General features: G+C 69.4%; 22 protein-coding genes. 12 read left to right on the top strand and 10 right to left on the bottom strand.

What is annotated here, in order from left to right; translation table 11 throughout:
* Positions 1-32: 32 nt before the first annotated feature.
* On the bottom strand, positions 33-869 hold the full coding sequence (locus ACWGIC_RS39830) for an inositol monophosphatase family protein (RefSeq protein WP_452081124.1): 837 nt from the start codon (positions 867-869) through the stop codon (positions 33-35).
* Positions 870-933: 64 nt separating this feature from the next.
* On the opposite strand from ACWGIC_RS39830, the gene ppgK reads away from it, so the two are divergent.
* The 7 genes from ppgK to ACWGIC_RS39795 all read left to right on the top strand — a co-directional run bounded on the left by ppgK (position 934) and on the right by ACWGIC_RS39795 (position 10,826).
* Positions 934-1,695, top strand: coding sequence for a polyphosphate--glucose phosphotransferase (gene ppgK / locus ACWGIC_RS39825; RefSeq protein WP_452081123.1), 762 nt, complete (start codon positions 934-936; stop codon positions 1,693-1,695).
* A gap of 223 nt (positions 1,696-1,918) precedes the next feature.
* Positions 1,919-3,346: an RNA polymerase sigma factor gene (locus ACWGIC_RS39820; protein ID WP_452081122.1), complete on the top strand. Its 1,428-nt coding sequence runs from the start codon at positions 1,919-1,921 to the stop codon at positions 3,344-3,346.
* 618 nt (positions 3,347-3,964) lie between these two features.
* Complete coding sequence (locus tag ACWGIC_RS39815; protein WP_452081121.1) at positions 3,965-4,942, top strand: ABC transporter permease; 978 nt, start codon at positions 3,965-3,967, stop codon at positions 4,940-4,942.
* Entirely contained in the window at positions 4,942-5,949 is a 1,008-nt protein-coding gene (locus tag ACWGIC_RS39810; RefSeq protein WP_452081120.1) for an ABC transporter permease, read from the top strand. The genes ACWGIC_RS39815 and ACWGIC_RS39810 overlap by 1 nt, the downstream gene beginning before the upstream one ends.
* The gene (locus ACWGIC_RS39805) at positions 5,946-8,078 is read left to right on the top strand and encodes an ABC transporter ATP-binding protein (RefSeq protein WP_452081119.1); all 2,133 of its coding nucleotides are present in this window, start codon (positions 5,946-5,948) and stop codon (positions 8,076-8,078) included. Before ACWGIC_RS39810 ends, ACWGIC_RS39805 begins: the two co-directional genes overlap by 4 nt.
* A gap of 40 nt (positions 8,079-8,118) precedes the next feature.
* Positions 8,119-9,810 (top strand): ABC transporter family substrate-binding protein, encoded by a 1,692-nt coding sequence (locus ACWGIC_RS39800; RefSeq protein WP_452081118.1) that lies wholly within the window; start codon positions 8,119-8,121, stop codon positions 9,808-9,810.
* Positions 9,811-9,890: 80 nt separating this feature from the next.
* Positions 9,891-10,826 carry a hypothetical protein gene (locus ACWGIC_RS39795; protein ID WP_452081117.1) on the top strand — a complete coding sequence of 312 codons (936 nt, stop codon included), beginning with the start codon at positions 9,891-9,893 and terminating at the stop codon, positions 10,824-10,826.
* A 32-nt stretch (positions 10,827-10,858) separates the two neighbouring features.
* Here the strand turns inward: ACWGIC_RS39795 and ACWGIC_RS39790 are convergent, their stop codons facing one another.
* Genes ACWGIC_RS39790 through ACWGIC_RS39775 form a run of 4 tightly spaced genes read right to left on the bottom strand, consistent with a single transcriptional unit; the run spans position 10,859 to position 13,009 of the window.
* Positions 10,859-11,830, bottom strand: coding sequence for a phosphotransferase family protein (locus ACWGIC_RS39790; RefSeq protein ID WP_452081116.1), 972 nt, complete (start codon positions 11,828-11,830; stop codon positions 10,859-10,861).
* Between the two features lie 21 nt (positions 11,831-11,851).
* Positions 11,852-12,229: a hypothetical protein gene (locus tag ACWGIC_RS39785; protein WP_452081115.1), complete on the bottom strand. Its 378-nt coding sequence runs from the start codon at positions 12,227-12,229 to the stop codon at positions 11,852-11,854.
* A gap of 10 nt (positions 12,230-12,239) precedes the next feature.
* The gene (locus tag ACWGIC_RS39780) at positions 12,240-12,443 is read right to left on the bottom strand and encodes a hypothetical protein (protein WP_452081114.1); all 204 of its coding nucleotides are present in this window, start codon (positions 12,441-12,443) and stop codon (positions 12,240-12,242) included.
* On the bottom strand, positions 12,440-13,009 hold the full coding sequence (locus ACWGIC_RS39775; RefSeq protein ID WP_452081113.1) for a hypothetical protein: 570 nt from the start codon (positions 13,007-13,009) through the stop codon (positions 12,440-12,442). Before ACWGIC_RS39775 ends, ACWGIC_RS39780 begins: the two co-directional genes overlap by 4 nt.
* 109 nt (positions 13,010-13,118) lie before the next feature.
* Here ACWGIC_RS39775 and ACWGIC_RS39770 point away from each other — a divergent pair, with 109 nt between their 5' ends.
* Genes ACWGIC_RS39770 through ACWGIC_RS39760 form a run of 3 tightly spaced genes read left to right on the top strand, consistent with a single transcriptional unit; the run spans position 13,119 to position 16,448 of the window.
* Entirely contained in the window at positions 13,119-14,324 is a 1,206-nt protein-coding gene (locus ACWGIC_RS39770; protein WP_452081112.1) for a sensor histidine kinase, read from the top strand.
* Positions 14,321-14,974 carry a response regulator gene (locus tag ACWGIC_RS39765; RefSeq protein WP_452081111.1) on the top strand — a complete coding sequence of 218 codons (654 nt, stop codon included), beginning with the start codon at positions 14,321-14,323 and terminating at the stop codon, positions 14,972-14,974. Before ACWGIC_RS39770 ends, ACWGIC_RS39765 begins: the two co-directional genes overlap by 4 nt.
* 40 nt (positions 14,975-15,014) lie before the next feature.
* Positions 15,015-16,448, top strand: coding sequence for an APC family permease (locus ACWGIC_RS39760; RefSeq protein ID WP_452081110.1), 1,434 nt, complete (start codon positions 15,015-15,017; stop codon positions 16,446-16,448).
* Positions 16,449-16,450: 2 nt separating this feature from the next.
* On the opposite strand, the gene ACWGIC_RS39755 is transcribed toward ACWGIC_RS39760, so the two are convergent.
* Positions 16,451-17,071 (bottom strand): NAD(P)-dependent oxidoreductase, encoded by a 621-nt coding sequence (locus ACWGIC_RS39755; protein WP_452081109.1) that lies wholly within the window; start codon positions 17,069-17,071, stop codon positions 16,451-16,453.
* An 83-nt stretch (positions 17,072-17,154) separates the two neighbouring features.
* On the opposite strand from ACWGIC_RS39755, the gene ACWGIC_RS39750 reads away from it, so the two are divergent.
* Positions 17,155-17,523 carry a winged helix-turn-helix transcriptional regulator gene (locus ACWGIC_RS39750; protein WP_452081108.1) on the top strand — a complete coding sequence of 123 codons (369 nt, stop codon included), beginning with the start codon at positions 17,155-17,157 and terminating at the stop codon, positions 17,521-17,523.
* Here the strand turns inward: ACWGIC_RS39750 and ACWGIC_RS39745 are convergent.
* From ACWGIC_RS39745 to ACWGIC_RS39730, 4 genes are all read right to left on the bottom strand, one after another.
* Positions 17,520-18,086 (bottom strand): DUF4291 domain-containing protein, encoded by a 567-nt coding sequence (locus ACWGIC_RS39745; RefSeq protein ID WP_452081107.1) that lies wholly within the window; start codon positions 18,084-18,086, stop codon positions 17,520-17,522. The two genes, ACWGIC_RS39750 and ACWGIC_RS39745, sit on opposite strands and share 4 nt — an antisense overlap.
* Before the next feature lie 58 nt (positions 18,087-18,144).
* Complete coding sequence (locus ACWGIC_RS39740) at positions 18,145-18,894, bottom strand: DUF6885 family protein (RefSeq protein ID WP_452081106.1); 750 nt, start codon at positions 18,892-18,894, stop codon at positions 18,145-18,147.
* Positions 18,882-20,234 (bottom strand): glutamine synthetase, encoded by a 1,353-nt coding sequence (locus tag ACWGIC_RS39735; RefSeq protein WP_452081105.1) that lies wholly within the window; start codon positions 20,232-20,234, stop codon positions 18,882-18,884. The genes ACWGIC_RS39740 and ACWGIC_RS39735 overlap by 13 nt, the downstream gene beginning before the upstream one ends.
* 64 nt (positions 20,235-20,298) lie before the next feature.
* On the bottom strand, positions 20,299-21,099 hold the full coding sequence (locus ACWGIC_RS39730; RefSeq protein ID WP_452081125.1) for an EamA family transporter: 801 nt from the start codon (positions 21,097-21,099) through the stop codon (positions 20,299-20,301).
* 341 nt (positions 21,100-21,440) lie between these two features.
* Between ACWGIC_RS39730 and ACWGIC_RS39725 the strand changes: the two genes are divergently transcribed.
* Complete coding sequence (locus ACWGIC_RS39725; RefSeq protein ID WP_037358805.1) at positions 21,441-21,620, top strand: DUF7455 domain-containing protein; 180 nt, start codon at positions 21,441-21,443, stop codon at positions 21,618-21,620.
* The last annotated feature ends 747 nt before the right edge of the window (positions 21,621-22,367 follow it).

Genomic DNA, 22,367 nt, shown 5'->3' with positions numbered 1-22,367 from the left:
GGTTAGAACCGTGATCGGCACTCACGACCAGGTCACACGTCGGCCGCACCACCAGCGGCCAGCGCCGCGCGCAGCTCCGCCGCGATCCCCGGCGACGCGGTGAACGTCGCGTCCTCCCCCAGATCCGCCGCCTCGCCCGGCAGCAGCACCGTCGCGCCCGCCTCCTGGGCCACCAGCGCCCCGGCCGCCCAGTCCCAGCGGTGCAGGCCGTGCTCGAAGAACCCGTCCAGCCAGCCGGCCGCTACCGCGCACAGATCCAGCGAAGCCGCTCCCCTGCGGCGGATGTCGCGCACACGCCCGACCAGATCCGCCGTCAGCTTGCCCTGCCGGACCCGGCGCTCCTGCGCGTAGGAGAACCCCATCCCGACGAGGGCGAGGTCCAGCCGGTCCGCCGAGGACACCGACAGCCGGTTGCCGTCGAGCCACGAACCGCCGCCCCGAACGGCCGTCCAGCGGCGTCCGCTCACCGGCTCCACGACCGCTCCCGCGACCGACACCCCGTCCACCTGCGCGGCGATCGACACCGCGAAGTCCGGGAGGCCGTAAAGGAAGTTGACCGTCCCGTCGATCGGATCGACCACCCAGGTGACCCCGCCGGCAACGTCGTTGCCGGTGCCGCCGCCCTCTTCTCCGAGCACCGGCTCCCCCGGCCGGATGCGCTCCAGCCGGGCGCGGACCAGTTCCTCCGATTCCCGGTCCACCGCGGTCACCACGTCGGTCTCCGCCGACTTCGTGTCCACCGCGACCTCGCCGCCGGACTGCATCCGCACCCATGCCGTCCGGACCAGGTGCGCGGCCTCGACCGCGACCTGCTCGGCGGTGTCCTTCAGGTCGTTCAGCATCGCCTCGTCAACTCCCACGCCCGCCATGTCACCACATCCGGTTAAAGTCTCCGCAGCAGACTTCTGAATCGTGCGAGAAGGGACCACGTCAGTGACGGCGACCCGAGGTTTCGGAATCGACATCGGCGGCAGCGGGATCAAAGGCGCGCTGGTCGATTTGGAACAGGGACAGCTCATCGGGGACCGGCACCGGATCGAAACGCCGCAGCCGTCGACGCCGGACGCGGTGGCGGACGTCGTCGCCGGGATCGTCCGCGCGGCCGAATGGGACGGCCCGGTCGGCGTGACGCTTCCCGCGGTCGTGAAGAAGGGCACCGCGCACACCGCAGCCAACATCGACCACAAGTGGATCGGCACGGACGCCGAAACGCTGTTCGCGAAGCGGCTCGGCAAGAGCGTCGAGGAAGTCACGATGCTCAACGACGCCGACGCCGCGGGCCTCGCCGAGATCCGCTTCGGCGACGCGGCCGCGCGCACCGGCGTGACCGCGCTGCTCACCTTCGGCACCGGCATCGGCAGCGCGCTGTTCCACGACGGCAAGCTCGTGCCCAACACCGAATTCGGCCATCTGGAGGTCGACGGCCACGACGCGGAGAAGCGCGCCGCCGCTTCGGTGAAGGACAACGAGGGCCTGTCGTATCCGCAGTGGGCCAAGCGGGTGCACCGGTACCTCTCGGTGCTGGAAAACCTGATCTGGCCGGACCTGTTCATCGTCGGCGGCGGCGTCAGCAAGAAGGCCGAGAAGTGGGTGCCGCTGCTGGACATCCGCACGCCGGTGGTCGTCGCGTCGCTGCAGAACAACGCGGGCATCGTCGGGGCCGCCGCGGCCGCGGCGGAGGGTGCCGGGCACTGATCGAGGGAGTCCGCGCCGGGTCTCGGACCGGTCACCGCGAGGCGCCGGGTAGGGGGCCGGAGGGTGATCGCTTCGCGACGCAGTGGGCCGGCGTCGTTACAATGGAACACGGCGCAGGAGCTGCGGAGGTAAAACCGCAGGCCGAGGCGTGTTCCCCGAATGTGAGGCAGCTGAGGTGGCGACATCTCGGCTCGTCATGATCGACCGCTGCGAAAGGGCGTAAGTGGCAGCCGCAAGAACCGCAACCCGAGGCGGGACGAAGACAGCGACCGAAGCCGGCGAGCCTGCCGACGAGGCGGCCACCGGAGCGGAGAAGTCCCCGGCGCGCAAGACCGCCGCGAAGCCGGCAGGCGCGAAGAAGACTCCGGCCAAGAAGGCTCCGGCGAAGAAGGCCTCCGCGAAGGGCCCGAAGACGGACGACGGCGATCCCGACGGCCCGGTCGACCTCGACGAGGCCGAACTCGACAGCCCGGATCTGTCCGATCTCGAAGAGGTCGAGGTCGACGTTGTCGACGAGACGGTCAACGACGAGACCGACGACGATGACGACGACTCCGAGGACGAGGCCGAAGCGGCCGACGGGACTGCCGGCCCGGCCGCTTCCACGGCCGCGCGCCGCCGCGCGAGCGCGGCGGAAAAGGGCGGCAAGTCCTCGGACAACCCGGACTTCGTGTGGGACGAGGAGGAGTCCGAGGCGCTGCGCCAGGCGCGCAAGGACGCCGAGCTCACCGCGTCCGCCGACTCGGTGCGGGCCTACCTCAAGCAGATCGGCAAGGTCGCGCTGCTGAACGCCGAGGAGGAGGTGGAGCTCGCCAAGCGGATCGAGGCGGGGCTCTACGCCGCCGAGCGCGTGCGCACCGCCGAGGAGGAGGGCGAGAAGCTCGTCACCCAGATGCGCCGCGACCTCAAGTGGATCGTGCGCGACGGCGAGCGGGCCAAGAACCACCTGCTGGAGGCGAACCTCCGGCTCGTGGTGTCGCTGGCCAAGCGCTACACCGGCCGCGGCATGGCGTTCCTGGACCTGATCCAGGAGGGCAACCTCGGCCTGATCCGCGCGGTGGAGAAGTTCGACTACACCAAGGGCTACAAGTTCTCCACGTACGCCACGTGGTGGATCCGCCAGGCGATCACCCGCGCGATGGCCGACCAGGCGCGCACCATCCGCATCCCGGTGCACATGGTCGAGGTCATCAACAAGCTCGGCCGCATCCAGCGCGAACTGCTCCAGGACCTCGGCCGCGAGCCGACCCCGGAAGAGCTCGCCAAGGAGATGGACATCTCGCCGGAGAAGGTCCTGGAGATCCAGCAGTACGCGCGCGAGCCGATCTCGCTGGACCAGACCATCGGCGACGAGGGCGATTCGCAGCTCGGCGACTTCATCGAAGACTCCGAGGCGGTCGTCGCGGTGGACGCGGTGTCGTTCACGCTGCTGCAGGACCAGCTCCAGTCGGTGCTGCAGACGCTGTCCGAGCGCGAGGCGGGCGTGGTCCGGCTGCGCTTCGGCCTCACCGACGGCCAGCCGCGCACCCTCGACGAGATCGGCCAGGTCTACGGCGTCACGCGCGAGCGGATCCGGCAGATCGAGTCGAAGACGATGTCGAAGCTGCGCCACCCGTCGCGTTCGCAGGTGCTGCGCGACTACCTGGACTGAACCGCTTCGGGTTATCTCCCGCAGAAACCCCGCCCCGCACTACGCGGCGGCGGGGTTTCTGCGTTTACCGGCAACCGCGCGGCGCTCCGGCCTGGTATTTCCGCGAAATCCTTCCTTCGGCAGACCACAGTGGACCGGACAAGTCCGGGAAATTCGGCGGCGCGCGGTCCCCTTGCGAATTACGCTGCGGCACAACAGGAATCCACGGGGTGAATCCCGTCGGGGGAACGTGCACCCGAACGTGCCGCCCGGCGGGGCCCCGGGGCCTCGGGCGTTGGCCCAGGTGTCCGTTTCCCGTTCACAACCGTTCACCCGGAACCCCCGGAACCGTTCCGGAATACTCATCGCCGGTGCACAGTCGCGCACCCACCGCGACACTGAGACCCGGACAAGAGGCTAAAGTCGGTTGTTCTCCGCCCGCACGCGGAAATCGTGATTGTTTGGTTGCCTGAAAACGAAGATCGCAACGGCTGATCGCCATTAGGCTGCGCCCACAACGAGCGTCAGTATTGGAAGGCAGCACCGCCCAGTGTTTTCGACGAAAACTCAATCGCGAGCGAGCCAGGGAAGTCCGGCGGCGCGGAGCGGATCCTCCGGCCCCGGTGAAGCGAGGCAACTGTGATCGGGTTCCTCCTCCGCAGACTCGTCAACTACATCGCCCTGTGCCTCGTCGCGACCTTCGCGGCGTTCTCCCTGGCGTCGCTGTCCTTCAGCCCGCTGGACGCGCTCAAGCTGCGCAACCCGCCCGCCCCGCAGGCGACCATCGACGCGAAGGCCGCCGAGCTGCATCTGGACCAGGCGATCCCGCACCGGTTCTTCACCTGGCTGGGCGGCGTCGTGCAGGGCAACTTCGGCCGGACGGTCGCCGATCAGGCGATCACCGACGAGCTGTTCCGCCGCGCGGGCGTGAGCCTGCGGCTGTTCCTGCTCGGCATCACGATCGGCATCATCATCGGGGTGCTGGTCGGCGTGATCAGCGCGATCCGGCAGTACAAGATCAGCGACTACATCGCCACCACGTTCTCCTTCGTGGTGCTGTCGACGCCGGTGTTCGTGATCGCCACGATCCTCAAGGCGGGCGCGCAGTCGGTCAACGACAACCTGCTCGACGGCTATCAGTTCTTCATCGTGCAGGGCGAGGGCGGCGCGGTCGACGGCGGTTTCGGCGCCGTCCTGCTCGACCGGTTGCAGCACATCATCGTGCCGACCCTGGCGATCGTGCTGACCCAGGTCGCCTACTACAGCCGCTATCAGCGTTCGGCGATGCTCGACGTGCTCGGCTCGGACTTCCTGCGCACCGCGCAGGCCAAGGGCCTCACCCGCAGGCGCGCGCTGTTCAAGCACGGCCTGCGCACCGCGCTGATCCCGATGGCGACGCTGTTCGCGTTCGGCTTCGGCCTGCTCATCACCGGCGGCGTCTTCACCGAGAAGATCTTCGGCTGGTACGGCATGGGCGACTGGCTGGTGACCGGCATCCAGAAGCAGGACACCAACATCGTCACCACCGTGACCCTGTTCATCGCGATCTGCGTGCTGCTCGCCGGCTGGCTCGCGGACGTGCTCTACGCCGCGCTCGACCCGAGGGTGAGGATCTGATGGCCGCCCCATTGAACGAGGCCGACCTCGCCGATTCGGCCGTCGCAGCCACCGAAACGGAGACCGGGCAGGAGGGCGGGGCGTCCTCCAGCCGCGGCAAGCTCGTCGCCCGCCGGTTCTTCCGCAACAAGCTGGCTCTCGTCGGGCTCGTCGTGATCCTGCTGTTCTACGTGCTGGCGTTCACCTACAGCTGGTATTCGCCGTGGGGCTACGACGACCTCGACCCGGCCGCCACGCTGGTGCCGCCGGACGGCACGCACTGGTTCGGCACCAACCAGATCGGCGGCGACATGTTCGCGCAGACCATGCGCGGGCTGCAGAAGTCGCTCACCATCGGCCTGCTGGCCGCGCTGTTCTCCACCGGCGTGGCCTCGATCGTCGGCGCCGCGGCCGGGTACTTCGGCGGCTGGACCGACCGGGTGTCGATGTGGGTCGTCGACCTGCTGCTGATCCTGCCGCCGTTCCTGATCATCTCGATCCTGTCGCCGGCCTTCCGCGGCAAGACGTGGCTGATCCTGGTCGGCCTGATCGCGCTGTTCCAGTGGATGATCACCGCCCGCATCGTCCGCGGCATGACGCTGACGCTGCGCGAACGCGAGTTCGTGAAGGCCGCCAAGTTCATGGGCCAGTCCCCGTGGCGGATCATCTTCAAGCACATCGTGCCGAACATGGCGTCGCTGCTGATCATCGACGCGACGATCAACGTCGGCGTCGCGATCATCACGGAGACGTCGCTGTCGTTCTTCGGCTTCGGCGTGCAGGCTCCGGACGTTTCGCTGGGCACGCTGATCTCCGCGGGCTCCGACGCGGTCCGCACGTTCCCGTGGCTGTTCTACATCCCGGCCGGCTTCCTGGTGTTCACCGTGCTCGCGGTGAACTTCGTCGGCGACGGCCTGCGCGACGCGCTCGACCCGTCGTCCAGCCGTTCGCGGCGCAAGGAACGCAAGCGGATCGAAGAAAAGACCAAGTCGAGCGCCTCGACGCAGACCGTGGGAGCAGAAGCATGAGCGCCGCACTCGAACTGAGCGCGGAAACGGGCAAGCCGACTGGCACCGTGCTCGAGGTTTCCGACCTCGAAGTGTCCTTCCCGTCCGAGTCCGGCCGCGTGCACGCGGTGCGCGGGCTGAACTACCAGGTCGCCGCGGGCGAGGTGCTCGGCATCGTCGGCGAGTCCGGTTCGGGCAAGTCGGTTTCGTCGCTGGCGGTGATGGGGCTGCTGCCGCCGCAGGCGCGGGTGTCGGGTTCGATCCGGTTCCAGGACAGCGAGCTGATCGGCAAGTCCGACACCGACCTGTCGAAGATCCGCGGCAAGAAGATCTCGATGGTTTTCCAGGACCCGCTGTCCGCGCTGACCCCGGTGTACACCGTCGGGGCGCAGATCGCCGAAGCGCTGCTGGTGCACGGCAAGGGCACGATCACCAAGCAGCAGGCGAACAACCGCGCGGTCGAACTGCTCGACCTGGTCGGCATCCCGAACGCGGCGGCGCGGGCGAAGGCGTTCCCGCACGAGTTCTCCGGCGGCATGCGCCAGCGCGCGGTGATCGCCATCGCGATCGCCAACGACCCGGACCTGATCATCGCCGACGAGCCGACCACCGCGCTCGACGTGACGGTGCAGGCACAGGTGCTGGAGGTGCTGAAGACCGCGCAGGAGGTCACCGGCGCCGGCATCGTGATCATCACGCACGACCTCGGCGTGGTCGCCGGGTTCGCCGACCGGCTGATGGTGATGTACGCCGGGCGCGCGGTCGAGCAGGGTCCGGTCGACACGATCTACGCCCAGCCGCGGATGCCGTACACGCTGGGCCTGCTCGGTTCGATCCCCCGCGTCGACGCTCGCGAGAAGCAGCCGCTGGTGCCGATCGAGGGCCAGCCGCCTTCGCTGGTGAACCTGCCGGAGGGCTGCCCGTTCGCGCCGCGCTGCCCGCTGGCGATCGACGCCTGCCGCACGGCCGAGCCGGAACTGTTCACGATCACCCCGGGCAACCCGAACGCGCCGGTCGACACCACGCACCGGGCCGCCTGCATCCGCACCGAGGAACTCGCCCGTCCGGAAGCGGACGCCGCCGAGGTCTACGGCGCCGAGGTGATCGAGGAAGCCCCGGTCGCTTCCCTGCCCCGTGCCCAGCGTTCGACCGTGCTGGACGTGCAGGACCTGCAGAAGCACTACGCGGTCAGCAAGGGCACCGTCTTCAAGCGCAAGGTCGGCACCGTGCGCGCGGTGGACGGGATCAGCTTCGACATCGTCGAGGGCGAAACCCTGGGCCTGGTCGGCGAATCCGGCTGCGGCAAGTCGACCACGCTGATGGAGATCCTCGAACTGACAGCCCCGGCGCACGGTTCGGTCGCGGTGCTCGGCAAGGACGTCGCGAAGCTGGCGGGCAAGGAACGCAAGGAGATCCGCCGCGACCTGCAGGTGGTCTTCCAGGACCCGATGGCCGCGCTCGACCCCCGGCTGCCGATCGGCGACATCATCGCCGAGCCGATGGTCACGCACGGGTTCTCGAAGGAGCGCATCGGCAAGCGGGTGCCGGAGCTGCTGGGCCTGGTCGGCCTGCGCCCCGAGCACGCCGACCGGTACCCGGCGGAGTTCTCCGGCGGGCAGCGCCAGCGCATCGGCATCGCGCGGGCGCTCGCGCTGGAGCCGAAGCTGATCGTGCTCGACGAGCCGGTGTCCGCGCTCGACGTGTCGATCCAGGCGGGCGTGATCAACCTGCTGGACGAGCTGAAGGCCAAGCTGGGCCTGTCGTACCTGTTCGTGGCGCACGACCTGTCGGTGGTCCGGCACATCGCCGACCGGGTGGCGGTGATGTACCTCGGCAAGATCGTGGAGATCGGCGACGTCCGCACGGTTTTCGAGGCGCCGCAGCATCCGTACACGCAGGCGCTGCTGTCCGCGATCCCGATCCCGGACCCGGCCAAGGAGCGCGAGCGCGGCCGGATCATCCTCACCGGCGACCTGCCCAGCCCGGCGAACCCGCCGTCGGGCTGCCGGTTCCGCACCCGCTGTTTCGTCTTCTCGCAACTGTCCGAAGAGGACAAGAAGAAGTGCGTCGACGTCGAGCCTCCGCGCGAGTCCCGCGCCGACGACCACGACGTGGCGTGCCACTACGCCAAAACCCGCGAAGTTGTGTAGCCACAATCCGTTGGCACACCAGAAGAAGGAAGGTACACACATGCGACGGAGAATGGCCGCACTCGTGGCCCCCGTTGCCGCTCTGGGGCTTCTGCTCGCCGCTTGCGGCGGCGGCAGCGGCGGCGGCGACAAAGGCCTGCAGGACGCCGGCACGACGGGCGTCAAGACCGCGGACATCAACGAGCAGCCGCTGGACAAGCTGAAGGACGGCGGCGACTTCAAGTGGCCGGTCGACCAGCTGCCGGACAACTGGAACTACTACCAGGTCGACGGCACGGTCCTGGACGGCGCCAACATGCTCGGCGCGATCCTGCCCTACCCGTTCCCGCAGAACGCGGACGCGACGGTCGGGCTGGACAAGAACTACCTGACCTCGGCCGAGATCGTCAGCCAGGACCCGCAGGTCATCGAGTACAAGATCAACCCGAAGGCCAAGTGGAGCAACGGGCGGCAGTTCTCGTGGGAGGACTTCGCCGCGATGGCGAAGGCGCTGACCGGCAAGGACACCGCCTACCAGGTCTCCAGCACCACCGGGTACGAGGACATCGCCAAGGTCGAGAAGGGCACTGACGACCTCGACGTCAAGGTCACCTTCGCGAAGAAGTTCGCGGAGTGGAAGTCGCTGTTCTCGCCGCTGTACCCGAAGGAGGCGATGGCCGACGCCACCACCTTCAACAAGAGCTGGGCGCAGAAGGCGCAGATCACCGCGGGTCCGTTCAAGATCAAGAGCGTCGACTACACCGCCAAGACCGCGGTGTTCGAGCGCGACCCGAACTGGTGGGGCGACAAGCCGAAGCTGGACACCGTGACTTTCAAGGTCGTGGACCGTCCCGCGCTGGCTGACGCGTTCGCCAACGGGCAGATCGACTTCTACAACCTGAACAACGACATCAACGCGTTCAAGCGGGCCCAGTCCGACCCGAACGCGGTCGTGCGCCAGTCGACCTACCCCGACTACACGCACATGACGCTCAACGGAGCCTCGTCCTCGATCCTCGCGGACAAGGACCTGCGGCTGGCGGTCATGCGCGGCGTCGACACGGTGACCATCTCGAAGTCGATCCTCGGCCAGATGCAGAAGGACACCACGCCGATCGGCAACCACCTGTACCTCAAGGGCGCGAAGACCTACGAGGACAACAGCGGCCCGTACAAGTTCGACCAGAACGCGGCCAAGGCCGAGCTGGACAAGCTGGGCTGGAAGCAGTCCGGCGACCTGCGCGCCAAGGACGGCAAGCAGCTGAAGCTGCGCCTGGTGATCCCGTCGGGCACCCCGATCAGCCAGCAGACCAGCCAGATCCTGCAGTCGCAGATGAAGGCGATCGGCGTGGGCATCGACATCGTGGCGGTCCCGTCGGCCGAGTTCTTCAAGAACTACGTGAACGTCGGCAACTTCGACCTCACGCTGTTCCGCTGGATCTCGAACTCGTTCCCGATCGGCGGCAGCAAGGGCATCTACTACCTGGACCCGAAGAACGTCAACCAGAACTACGGGCACATCGGCAGCGACAAGCTGAACCAGCTGCTCGACACCGCCGCGCAGGAACTGGACGACACGAAGCGGGCCGCGGACATCAACGCCGCGGACAAGGAGATCTGGGCGCTGGGCCACCAGCTTCCGATCTTCCAGTCGACCGGTGCCTTCGCCGTGCGCAAGACGCTGGGCAACTTCGGTTCGCCGGGCTACGCGAACAACCCGTACGACTTCACCAAGATCGGGTTCGTGAAGTAATCCTCCCCTAGCGGGAATCGAAGGAGCGGCGCGGACTCCCCGCGCCGCTCCTTCCTTTTTGGACAGTTAAGGTGATCTCTGTGCGGAAGTTCCTGCGACTGCGGCCGGTGCGGCACATCCTGGTGACGAGTGCGGTCGTGTTCGTCGCGTGCGCCGCGGTGTTCGTGGTGCAGCTGCTGGAGTTCAACAGCGCCCGGCCGCGGTTGCAGGGACTCACCGCGAACACGACCGGAATCGTTTCGCGGGTCGACGACGCCACCGTCACGGTGCGGTTCCCGGTGCCGAATCAGCCGGAAGCGAGCGCGGCCGTCGAGCTGGACACCACTCCCCCGGCGCTGGGCACGAAGGTTCCGGTGCGCTACGACCCGTCGGCTCCGTCCCGTGCGATCACGAGCGGCGCTTCGGCGCTGGTGACCGCGGACCGCGCCTCGACATACGCGACGGTCACCGTGGTGGCAGTGCTCGCAATGCTGGCGGTGAACGGGTTCTTGCTCTTCACCCGCTTCGTGCAACCGTCTCGGCGGAAGGCGGGTGCCTCCGTGCCGATGCGCCGGGTGAAGGTGCAGCGCGGCTTGCTGACGCGGTCGTGGCTGGAGACCGACACCGCGACGCCGCGCTGGATCCCGGTGTACTTCTCGCCGACGCTGATCGGCCTGCCGTCGCCCTCTCGGGTCGAAGTGCTGGGCGACTTGCGCACGGACCGCCATGTCGCCGTCCGCATCGACGGCGAGGTGCTGTATCCGGCGGGTTCGGTGCGCTCTGGCGAGCCTCGGGGCCGTCGGCTGGACAACCCGTCCGAACCGGACGAGGAACGCGCGCTCGCCGCGGCCACGCCAGTACGGCTCGCGCGGCAGTTCCGTGCCGATCTGCCGGTGCTGGCGGTCGCTCCGGTCGTGGGCGCGTTCTGGGCGCTCGTCGACGGCAGCGGGTTCGCGGGGTGGCTGACGGTCAGCGTGCTGATCGCCGCGTTCGGGTTCTGGTGGGCCGCGCTGCGCGGTTCCGACCCGTCACTCTGAGCGGATCTGCCTTGTCCTGCCCGAAGGGCAGGTTAGGAGTTCAGCTCGGCGAGAACCGAAGCCAGCTCCGGATACGACTCCTCGACCTTCCCCTCCTTGCCGAGCCGGTGCCGTTCCAACCGCACCGCGCCGATATGCCGGGCTTCGTAGTACAACGCCCGCCGCCGCGCCGCCGGGGAAGAGTCCAGCCGGCCGTAGGTGTCCCAGAACGCGTCCCGCTCCGTGCCAGGTTTCGCCGACGCCATGTGGATCGTCCAGTCCGCCGCCGGGTCGCCCCACCAGCTGCGGTCGTGGTCGAACACCCCGACGATCTCCAGCTCCGGGGTCAGCATCACGTTCACGTGCCACAGATCCCCGTGCAGCAGGCGCGGTTCGGTGATCTCGTCGAGCAACTCCGCGTCGCGCCTCGCCCAAGCGGCCACCGCACGCAGGTCGGCCGCGTCGAGGCCGAGGTCTTCGACATCGGCGGCGTTGTCCTCGAAGTACGCGATCAGCGCCTCGCTCCACGTCGCGAAATGCGGCCCGGCGACGAGGCCGAAACCGGGCCCGCGCACCTCGTGGACGGCGCGGGTGATCTCGCCGAGCTGATGGAAGTACGGCGTCCGCTCCTCCGGCGAAACCGGCGACAGGATTTCCGGGCCGGGCTGTCCGGGAAGAACCGCCTGCAGCACGAAATCGCGGCCGATGACCTGATGCGTGAAATCGGCGGCGAGCGTGCGCGGCATCAGCGGCGCGATCGGCGCGAAGTACGGCGCGGCAAGGTATTCGTTGCGCATGAACTGGGGCTCGATCCGGGTCTGCCGCGCCGGTTCCGGGGCGACGCGCAGAATCGCCGGGCCGTCGGTCAGCTCCACCCGGTAGGTGCTGTTGTATCCGCCCCACCCGAGTTCGACGGCGGACCGCACGCCGCTGCCGAGCGCGCGGCGGCAGAGCAGTTCGATCTGGTCGGCGGTGAGCGGTTGCTGGAACGCGTCCGGGGGCCGGTCTTTCGGCTGGAAATCCACCCGGGCATCCTGCCACTCCGCTCAGGACAGCACGAATCCTTTACGGCTCAGCGAATCCTCGATCCGCAGCCGTTCGAGATCCCGGTCGACGCCCTCGCGCAATCCGTCGAGCCGATGCGCGACGCCGATCTCGCGGCAGGCGGTGGCGAGCAGTTCGTCGTACGCCTGCCGGGTGCCGATCCGGCGCGCGGCAGACGTTCCGGAGGGAAGCTGCGCGAGCGTCCGGCGTACCCGGCGCAGGTCGGCGGCCACCTGCTCCACCGGCGGTCCGGACGGCACTGGAGCGGCACGGCGGCGACGCAGCCAGCGGCAGACGGACGGAACGCGGAGGGCAGCCCAGAACAACGCCGAGGGCGCCACGCTGACCACGGCGAACAGCAGAACCGGACCGGCCGCCACGCTTCCGAGTTTAGCCGCGGCGGCGTTTGCGCGCCCGGTGCGCGAACAGCACCGCCGCGCCCGCCCCGAGCAGGACGATGCTGGCGATCACGTGCAGCTGCGGCGGCAGCACGTGCAACTGGAGGAACCAGCTCGGGTGCTCCGCCCCGGCGAGCCGGTTGATCAGTCCGCCCGCGCCCTGCACCACCAGGAGAATGCCGAACAGCTCGATCATCGCCGCGCCTCCTCTTTGGGTGCCGACGAGCCGAAAATCTCCTGCCACAGCGGTCCGAAGACGAACCACAGGCCGGCGACCGTGCCCAGCCGCGGCAGCCAGCCCCACAGCGGTTCGACGCGGTCCGGGTCGCCGACGACGACGATCGCGAGCAGCAGCAGTCCCGCGCTGATCGCGGCGGCCAGCACGCATTTGCCCCATTCGAGCCATTCCTTGCGGGCCTTCGCTCGGCCGTACAGCTTCTCCGGCCGCGGCCCGCCGGCGAACCGGTGCGCGAACCGGACGTCGGCCCACTCCACCATCGACGGCCCGAACACCACCGAGAAGCCCAGATACACCGCCGCCAGCCCGTGCGTCACGTTCGGCTTCGCACCGTTCGCCAGGTCGATCACCGTGATCACCAGCAGCACCAGGTCGACCACCGGCACCAGCGCCAGCAGCACAGTGCTGGCCTTCTGCTTGCGCAGCGCGTACCGGGCCAGCAGCCCGGCCGCGATGAAGACCCAGAACCCGATCTCGCACGCCACGATGGCGGCGGTCATCGGGCTGTTCAGAAACTCGTCCATGGCTTCACTGTCACGGACGCGGGCCTCCGCGCGCGTCAGCGGTCGGCACGATCGAGGGGTCATCATTTCGTAGGACGACCGGGGCGCCGCGGTGTGCTGTCATGGTCGGGTGCACTCGCGAGACCTGCGCTCGGCCCTCCCCCGGCTGAGCGGACTGCCTTCGTGGCAGCAGAACGGCCTCGTCGCGCTGGCGGTGTTCACCGGCGGCTCGCTGCTGTACCTCGCGGACGTCCACCGGCTGCAGCCGGGCGGCGACCCGTATCCGCTGTGGGTCCGGTTCGCCGAACTCGGCGCGATCTGCCTCGCCTCGTTCCTGCGCCGGAAGGTGCCGTGGGGGCTGCTGGCCGCCACGGGGGTCGTCGGCGTCGATATTGTGCTCGGCCTGTCGTTGCCGATCGCCATCGCCTACACGGATTTCCTGTACTCCGCCATGATGCACGGCTCCCGCAGGACGAGCAGGGTGCTGGTCGGGATCACCGCGACCGCCGTGCTCGCGGTGGTGATCGTCTTCCTGGCCGTCGCGGGCTGGCGGGCGGCGGCGATCGGCGCGTTCAGCCTGCTGTCGTTCCTGCTGGTCCCGGTGTGGTGGGGCGCGAACGTGCGCCAGCAGACCGACCTCGCGGCGACTGAACGGGCCAACGCCGAACAGCTCGCCACGATCGCGGCGCTGGACCAGCGGGCGGCGGTGGCGGCCGAACGCGCGCGGATGGCCCGCGACCTGCACGACGTCGTCGCCGGGCATCTGTCGGCGATCGCCATCCAGTCGGAGGCGGCACTGTCCATGGCGGACGATCCCAAGACCGCGCAGACCGTGCTCGTCGCGGTGCGGGAGAACAGCGTGCGCGCGCTGGAGGAAATGCGCGCGATGATCGGACTGCTGCGGTCAGAGTCCGCAGTGTCCTCGGAGGACGAGGTGACCGCCCCGGCGCGGCTGGCCGAGCTGACCAGACTGGTGGACTCGGCGAGGGCGGCGGGCATGACCGTTACTGTGGATTCCACTGTGGACGAAGAACTCGCACTGCCGACGGCTGTCGACCTCACCGCGTACCGGATCGCGCAGGAGGCGCTGACCAACGCGGTCAAACACGCGCCGGGCGGCCGGGTGACAGTGCGGCTGCGCGTGGCCGACGGCACGCTGACCGTCGAGATCGACAACGAACTGCTCGGCGCTCCGGCCCGGTCGGACAGCGGCGGACACGGGTTGCTGAGCATGCGCGAGCGCGCGCACGCCGTCGGCGGCACCCTGCGAGCAGGTCCGTCCGGGCCGCAGTGGCTGGTCCGCGCGGAACTTCCCCTCGCCGGAGAGCCGTCATGACCATCCGAGTCCTCGTCGCCGACGACCACGGCGCCATCCGCGCCGGGCTCGCGCTCATCCTCGGCAACGCCGAGGGCATCGAGGTGGTCGGCGAAGCCGCCGACGGCGAGGTCGCGCTGCGCCAGGCCCGCGCGCTGCGCCCGGACGTCGTCCTGATGGACGTCCGGATGCCCGGCACCGACGGGATCACCGCCACCCGCCAGCTGATCGCCGAAGGGCTCGCCGAAGTCCTCGTCCTCACCACCTTCGACCTCGACGAGTACGTGCACGCCGCGCTCCGCGCCGGCGCCGCCGGATTCCTGTTGAAGTCGGTCGAGGCTCCCCGGCTGATCGAGGCCGTCCGGCTGGTCGCGGCGGGCGAGGGCGTGCTCGCCCCGCAGGTCACGAAACGGCTGATCGCCGCCTTCGCCAGCACCCCGGCCGGGCCGTCGCCCGCGCCGACCGGCCTGGCGGACCTCACCGAACGCGAGCGCGAGGTGCTGGGCTGCCTCGGCGCCGGGCTCTCGAACGCCGCGATCGGCACCCGCCTGTACATCGGCGAGGCGACGGTGAAGACGCACGTTTCCCGGGTGCTGGCCAAGCTCGGCCTGCGTTCCCGGGTGCAGGCCGCGATCCTGGCCCAAGACCATGGCATTGAGCCACCCGGCTGACCGTTCTGCGCATCCGCGCGCGACCTTCTAACGTTCCCCCATGGGCGAGCGGAGAACTCTCGACGTCGACGAAGTCCTCAAGCGACAGGAATCCGGCGAGCTGAAGCGGCGGCTCAGGGGGCGCGACCTGGTCGGCTTCGGCGTCGGCATCATCATCGGCACCGGGATCTTCACCCTCGCCGGGGTCGAGGCGAAGACGCACGCCGGGCCGTCGGTCACGCTGTCGTTCGTGATCGGCGCGGTGGTCGCCGGTCTCGCCGCGCTCTGCTACGCCGAGCTGGCCTCCAGCGTGCCGACCGCGGGCAGCGCCTACACCTACGCCTTCGCCACGCTCGGCGAGGTCTTCGCCTGGATCATCGGCTGGGACCTGCTGCTGGAGTTCTCGCTCGGCGCGGCCGTGGTGTCGCGCAGCTGGTCCGGGTATCTCGCGAACCTGCTCGGGCTGTCGCCGGAATGGTTCGGCGAAGACGCGACTGTCAACGTCGGCGCGGTGCTGATCATCGCGGTGCTGACGGTCGTGGCTGTGATCGGCATCAAGGAGTCCTCGTGGCTCACGAACCTGCTGGTGCTCGTCAAGGTCGCCGTCTGCGTGCTGATCCTCGCTGTGGGCGTGTTCTTCGTGAAGGGCTCGAACCTCACCCCGTTCGTGCCGCCCGCGCAGCCGCCGTCCGGCACCCCGAACGTGTTGCACCAGCCGGTGGTCCAGGCCGCGCTCGGGCTCGAGCAGTCGGTCTACGGCATCGCCGGCATGGTCACCGCCGCTGCCGTCGTGTTCTTCGCCTACACCGGGTTCGAGGCGCTCGCCAACCTCGGCGAGGAAACCATCAACCCGCGCAAGGATCTCCGCGTCGGCATTCTCGGCGCGCTGGCCGTGTGCGCGGTGCTCTACATCGGGGTGTCGATCGTGCTCACCGGCATGGTCCACTACACCGACATCGACGCGGGCGCGCCGCTCGCGGACGCCTTCGACCGGGTCGGCCAGCACTGGGTCGGCGCGCTGATCTCGCTCGGCGCGGTCACCGGGCTGACGTCGGTGATGATGGTCGAACTGGTCACGATCGGCCGGATCGGCTTCGCGATGGGCCGCGACGGCCTGCTGCCCAAGGCGATCGGCACGGCGCACCCGCGCTGGGGCACGCCGCACCGGATGACCATCGGCGGGGCCGCGCTGATCGCCGTGCTGGCGGCGTTCGTGCCGATCTCGGCGCTGGCCGACATGGTGAGCATCGGCGCGCTGTCGGCGATGATCATCGTCGCGGTCGCGGTGCCGGTGCTGCGCAAACGCCGCCCGGACCTGAAACGGCCGTTCACCGTGCCGTTCTCGCCGGTGCTGCCGATCATCGCCGCGGTGGCGTGCTTCTACCTGATGCTGAACCTCGACGTGATGACCTGGCTCCGGTTCGCCGCGTGGCTCGTGCTCGGCCTGCTGATCTACTTCTTCTACGGCCGCAAGCACTCCCGCTTCGCCAAGTAGGGTCAGGCCACTGCCAGGTGGACGCGGCGGTGCCGCGGGTTCTCGACCTCGTCGAGCAGCGCCACGGCGAAATCGGCGTACGAGATCTTGAGCGCGAGGTCGCCGTGCTCGCCGATTTCGTAGCGGCCGGTGCGCTCGCCGTCGTGGTCGAAGTCGCCGACCGGGCTGACGTACACCCAGTCCAGCCCGCTGCCTTCGGTGCGCAGCACTTCGAGCCCCGCCGCGTGCGCCAGGCAGAACGGCCGGAACTCGGCCGGAATCAAGTCCAGCGCCGGGGTTCCGTCCGCTGAGGGCAGCAGCGCGGACAATCCGATCGCGACCAGCCGGTCCACCCCGGCCCGCGGCAAACCGGTGACGAGCGCTCGGGCGGCACCGGTGAAGAACGCGTCCGGATCGGTGCCCTCTCCGTAGACCGCGGCCGCGTTGATCGCAGCGTCGTGCCCGGCAGCGAGGGCAGCGACGTCTGCCGCGCTGGTGACGTCGCCAGCGACGGCATCTGCCAAATCGCCGTAGCGCGCGGGATCGCGAACCACCGCGGTGACGTCGTGCCCGCGCCGCCGTGCCTCCGCGACCGCCTGCCGTCCGGCCCGGCCGCCCGCCCCGAAAATGACGATCTTGCTCATCGTGGGAATACCTCCTGGAGTGTCGATGCTCTGGAAGGTAGCCAGGGGGCCGGTTCCCTCCGGGATACTGAGAGGAGACCTCGATGACCGTTCGGCAGCCGTTGCCTCCCGACCTGTTCGAAGAGCTGTGCCCGTCCTCGCTGGTGCCGTTCCGGTTCGGGGACAAGTGGTCCGCACTGGTCATCCGCTGCCTGGAAGACGGGCCGCGGCGGTTCTCCGAACTGCGGGTGCCGCTGCACCGCGTCACGCCGAAGGTGCTGACCCAGACGTTGCGCGGCCTCGAACGCTCTGGGCTGGTCTCCCGCACGGCGCATGCCGATCCCGCATCAGGCGTGGAGTACGCGCTGACGCCGCTTGGGCGCAGCCTGCTGGAACCGATGCAGGTCGTGTACGGCTGGGTCGCCGAGCATTGGGAGGAACTGCTGGACGCGCAGGAGCAGTACGACCGCTAGTCGTTGCGGCACAAGCGGTTTTCCAGCGTTCGCGGCAGCGGATACGCGCGCTCCGCGGGCAACAGCCGCTGGGCTTGCGCGGCGCGCCCGGCTTTGATCAAGTCCGCGGCCTTGCGAACCTGCGGCGTGAGGTCAGTGATGCCAACGGTCCAGTCGTCGGCGAAGACGCGGATCAGGTCGCGTCCGACGCCGACCTGGATGCTGTAGTGATTCAGCGCTGCTCCGCGCCACGAGCGTTCCGGATCCCACTGGACGTGGACCGCCGCCTGCGCCAGCGCTGCCGGATCCGAGGTCGTCAACACCGCGCTGGACAGTGCCTCTTCCCACCCAGCCCGGGTGATGCGCACCGCGAGAACGCGTTCCTGCCCGGGTTTGCGCGCCCAGTTGCTGCGATGCATCAGCCACCGGAGAGAGGGTTTGATCCACGTCATCCGGTGAAACGAGAACGGCGCGACGAACCGGCCCGCCCGCAGCGCCGCGTCGGCGATGACCGGTGCGTACGCTTGGTAGACCACGATCGTGTCCGTGTCGAAGTCCGCGCGGATCTCGTAGTGGGCTGGCATAGGCCGAAGGCTGCCATCGGCCTGATCGGCTCCGCGAATCATTTTCTCCGCGGAACGCTTACTCCGTGCGCAGCCCCGCGTAGGAAACCGCCTGTGCCAACGCGTCGGCGTGCCCGGCGTCCGCCACCAGCAGCACCGACTCCAGTCCCGCCGCGACCCACTCCACCGGCTGGTCGTGCACGCCGTCGTCGCCCAGCTCGCGATAAGTGTCCACAATAGACAGCAAGGTGCCCTCCGCGCCGAGCCGCACTCCGGCGATCAGCACGTGATGCGGCGCGGGCGGCCGCCACCGGTTAGTCCACAGTGGAGGAATGCCGGTGTCGAGATAGTCCAGCAGCGCGCGTTCCGGCGTGTCCGGCGCGCCCAGTTCCGCCGGGTCGACCCGCGCCAGCACCGCTACGCGAGGCAATTCCCACAGGCCCAGCAACAAATCCGAGACCGTCGGAGCGTCCCACTCCCCCAGCGCCGGAACCACTGCCAGCTTCTCCGCGGACAACGTCCGGATCGCTGCGGCCAATCCCTCCAGCGAAGTACCCGCAGCGGTTTCGTCGAACGGCACCGGAAGGCGGAAGTCGTTACGGGGCAACGCACCTTCCGGACGACTGGCGGGTGCGCGCACAGTCCCGGCCGCGATCGCGACCTCGTCCTGGTCCGGCACCACGATGTCCGCCGCCCGCAGCGTCACAAGTCCGGCGAAGGCCGCTGCCAGCCCGTCCTTCTGCGGCAGTTCCGCCCTGGCTTCGGCGACCAGGCGCGCACCGCCGGGAAGCCAGTGGACGTCGGAAAGCCCCGTGTTCAGTACCGCCACAGATGCGCCGCCACGATCTCCTCAGGCGCCCGTTCGGCGGCCCACGCCGCGTCCGAGGCGCGCACCGCGCGGAACGCGCCGAGCAGCTCGTCCCCCAGCACCCCGGACACGCGCGGATTCGCCAGCAGCGCAGTGTCCTGTTCGGACGGACTCGCCGGCAGCGGCAGCACGCCCGCCGTGGTCCGTTCCCCTTCGCTCCAGCCGCCCGGGTCCTCCGCGACCGGTTCCGGCAGGACCGCCGAATCCGCGATCCCGGCCATCCCGGAAGCGAGCACGACCGCCAGCGCCAGGTACGGATTGGCCGACGCGTCCGACGTTTTCAGCTCCACATTCGCGTGTTCCACGCCGAGCAGCGCCGTTCCCGGGACGTACCGCAACGGCGCTTCGCGGTTCTCCACGCCCCAGAACGCGTACGCACCGGCGAAAAACCCCGGTCGCAACCGCCACGTCGAGGGCACGCTCGGTGCCGTGATAGCCGTCAGCGCGGGCAAATCACGCAGCAGTCCGCCGACGTAGGCCGCGCCGTCGCCTTCCGGCACGCCGTCGCCGACCAGGAGGTTCCGGCCCTTGCGGCGCACCGAAGTGTGCAGGTGCCAGCCGTTCCCGGCGGTCTCGAGCCCGATCATCGGCGCGAAACTCGCGACGAGTCCGTGTGCGTGCGCGGCGGCGTGGATGGTCTGCCGCGCCAGCAGCTGATCGTCCGCCGCGGACACCGGGTCCGTGGCCGCGAGTGACAATTCCAGCTGCGCCACGCCGTATTCCGCGTGCAGCTGGCCGATCTGCAGGCCGTTCGCGGCGAAATCGTGCAGCAGCGCGGCGACGAACTCGTCCAGGCCGATCAGCGCGTGCGGGCTGTACGCGGGCCCGCGGTGTCCCGGCGCGGCCACCACGTCCGCGCTGCCCGCCGGCGCGACGGAAAACTCCAGCTCATACCCGGCACGGAACTCGAGACCACGCCGAGCCGCCTCGGCGACCTGCCGCTCCAGCACGGAACGTTGGCAATACGGCCAAGGCGAACCGTCCGCGGCGAGCTGCCGTACCGGTGCCCAGGCGAGCGCAGGCTGCCCGGAGAGGCGGCGGAGCCGTTCCACGACCGGCACGAGCCGGATGTCGCCGGACGGCGTGCTCAGGCCGGAATGCGAGTAGGTGATGGCGTCGTGGCTGTCGAAAACCGCGAACAGCGAGGTCGCTCCCACGCCGCGGACCGCGGCGTCGGCCAGCCCGCCGATCGGGACCACGCGCGAGCGCGGGACGCCGTTGTTGTCCGCCCAGGCGAGGTGGACGCCACCGACCCCCGCCGCGGCCAGGTCCTTCGCCGCCGCCGACGCCGCCTTGGTCATGGCAACCTCCTCGGGCTCGGGATCAGTATCGCTGGCCGGGACGGCGCGGGCCATCCGCCAATGTTCACCCGGGCGGCTCAGCGACCGGTCCGGCGTCGTCCCGGCTGCGCAACGCCACCCCGGCGACGACGGCGAGCGTCCCGATCGCTTCGACGACGCTCGGCACCTGCGCGAGCACCAGGAACCCGACGACCCCCGCGGTCACCGGCAGCAATGCCAGCAGCACCGCGAACCGCGCCTGGCCGAGCCTGCGCAGGACCACTTGGTCGAGCGCGTACGGCACAACGGTCGAAAGCACACCGACCCCGATCCCGAGAACCAGCATGCGTGGCGAACCCCACACTTCCCCGGTGCCCAGCGCGAGCGGCGACAGCACGACGGTCGCCACCACGAACCCGACCGCCAGCGAATCCAGCCCGTCCCCGCCGATCGCGACCCGCTTGCCGAGCACGATGTACCCCGCCCACGCAGCCGCCGCGGCCAGCGCGAACACGACGCCGAGCGGACTGCCCGCGATCCGCACGTCCGCGATCGCGACCACCCCGACGGCCACCAGGACCAGCGCGATCAGGTCCCGGCGCGTCCGCGACCCGATCGCCGCCACGACGACCGGCCCGGCGAACTCCAGCGCCACCACCGTGCCCAGCGGCAACCGTGCGATGGCCTCGTAAAAGACCACGTTCATTCCGGCCGTCACGACCCCGAAAGCGCCCGCGAGCAGGAGCCGTTTGCCCCGCCAGGCCGCCTTGGGTGGCCTGCGCCACAACACCAGCACGACGGCTGCCCCGAGACAGCGCAGCCACGCGACCCCGGAGGGCGTGGCGTGCCCGAAGAGGTCGACCGCGATGGCCGCACCGGCATACATGGAAATTCCGCTGAGAACGAACAAGACCGGTGCCGGAATCGCGTTCACGCGTTTCCAGGAGAGTGCGATGCCCACTCCCGCATGGTGCCTGACCACCGAAAACACGCTACGCCGGGTGGTCGGGTCCTACGGGATGGGACACCGCTGCGGCAACCGGGCTAATTCCGCGTGACGCACCTCCCACCGGCGCGGGAACACTTGCGGGCCGCCAAACGTCTGCAAGAGTGGAAGCACGAACACCGCGGAGCCGGAAGCGATCCCCGCCGAAGGCATCGAGACCAAAGTGGGCGTAGCTGGATCGAGGCACCGGGCGACCGGTGCCGGGACGGAGGGAGACCCCCATGACAACACCGACGCTCACCCGCCCCGAATTGACCGCAGCCGACCGATGCGACCGGTGCGGAGCAGCAGCTCAGGTACGCGCAGTCCTCAGCTCCGGAGGCGAGCTGCTCTTCTGCGGGCACCACGCCCGCGAGCACGAGGCCAAGCTCAAGGAACTGGCCGCGGAGATCCAGAAGTAAGTCCACTACGACAGCTCGTTCCGGAGGCGGCAGGCGCAAGCGCGCTTGCCGCCTCCGGTTCGTTTCCGGGCCGGAGGTTTGTTCCACCGCCGGAGTTTGTTCAGGGGCGGAGGTTTGGCCCACCGCCGGAGGTGGTTCCGCGACCGGAGGTTTCTTCGGCGGCCGGAGGTTTGTTCCGCCCCCGGAGGTTGTTCAGCCTCTGGAGGTTGTTCCGCGACCGGAGGTTTGTTCCGCGGCCTTGGCCTCTTTTCCGCGGGCTTCTCGCGCGACCTCGGCTTCTCTCCCGCGACCTCGGCCTCTATCCGCGGGCTTTCCCGCGACCTTGCCTTCCGCAGCAGATCGCCGCGGCCTCTCCCGCTTCGGCGGGCTGACCGCGCTCTTTCGCCCAGCCCTCCTGAACTCCGGTTCTGTGAGGGGAACCCTCACAGACGCTGATTCCCGCAGGGTTCCCCTCACGACCCACGCCGTTCCGTGAGGGGCTCCTTCACGGACTTGGATTCCCTCAAGGAGCCCTTCACAGCCCGGCCCCCGCACAACGCGCCCCAATGCCACATTCGGTGCGTCCCACGCACCCAATGTGGCGTTCGGTGCGTCCCACGCACCCAATGCCACATTGGGGGCGTCAGCCCCCACCACTAGACCGCCGCCACTCCACCTCACGAACCCCAGGCGCCCAGCCCCCGCCCTGCACCCCGATACGAAGCCTCCACACGCGCGGAGGGTGCTTGTCATGGCATCTTTCCCGCC

This window comes from Amycolatopsis sp. NPDC054798 (assembly GCF_053611505.1).
Note: the sequence above shows the minus strand (reverse complement) of the source record. Positions and strands in the feature narration are given on the sequence as shown.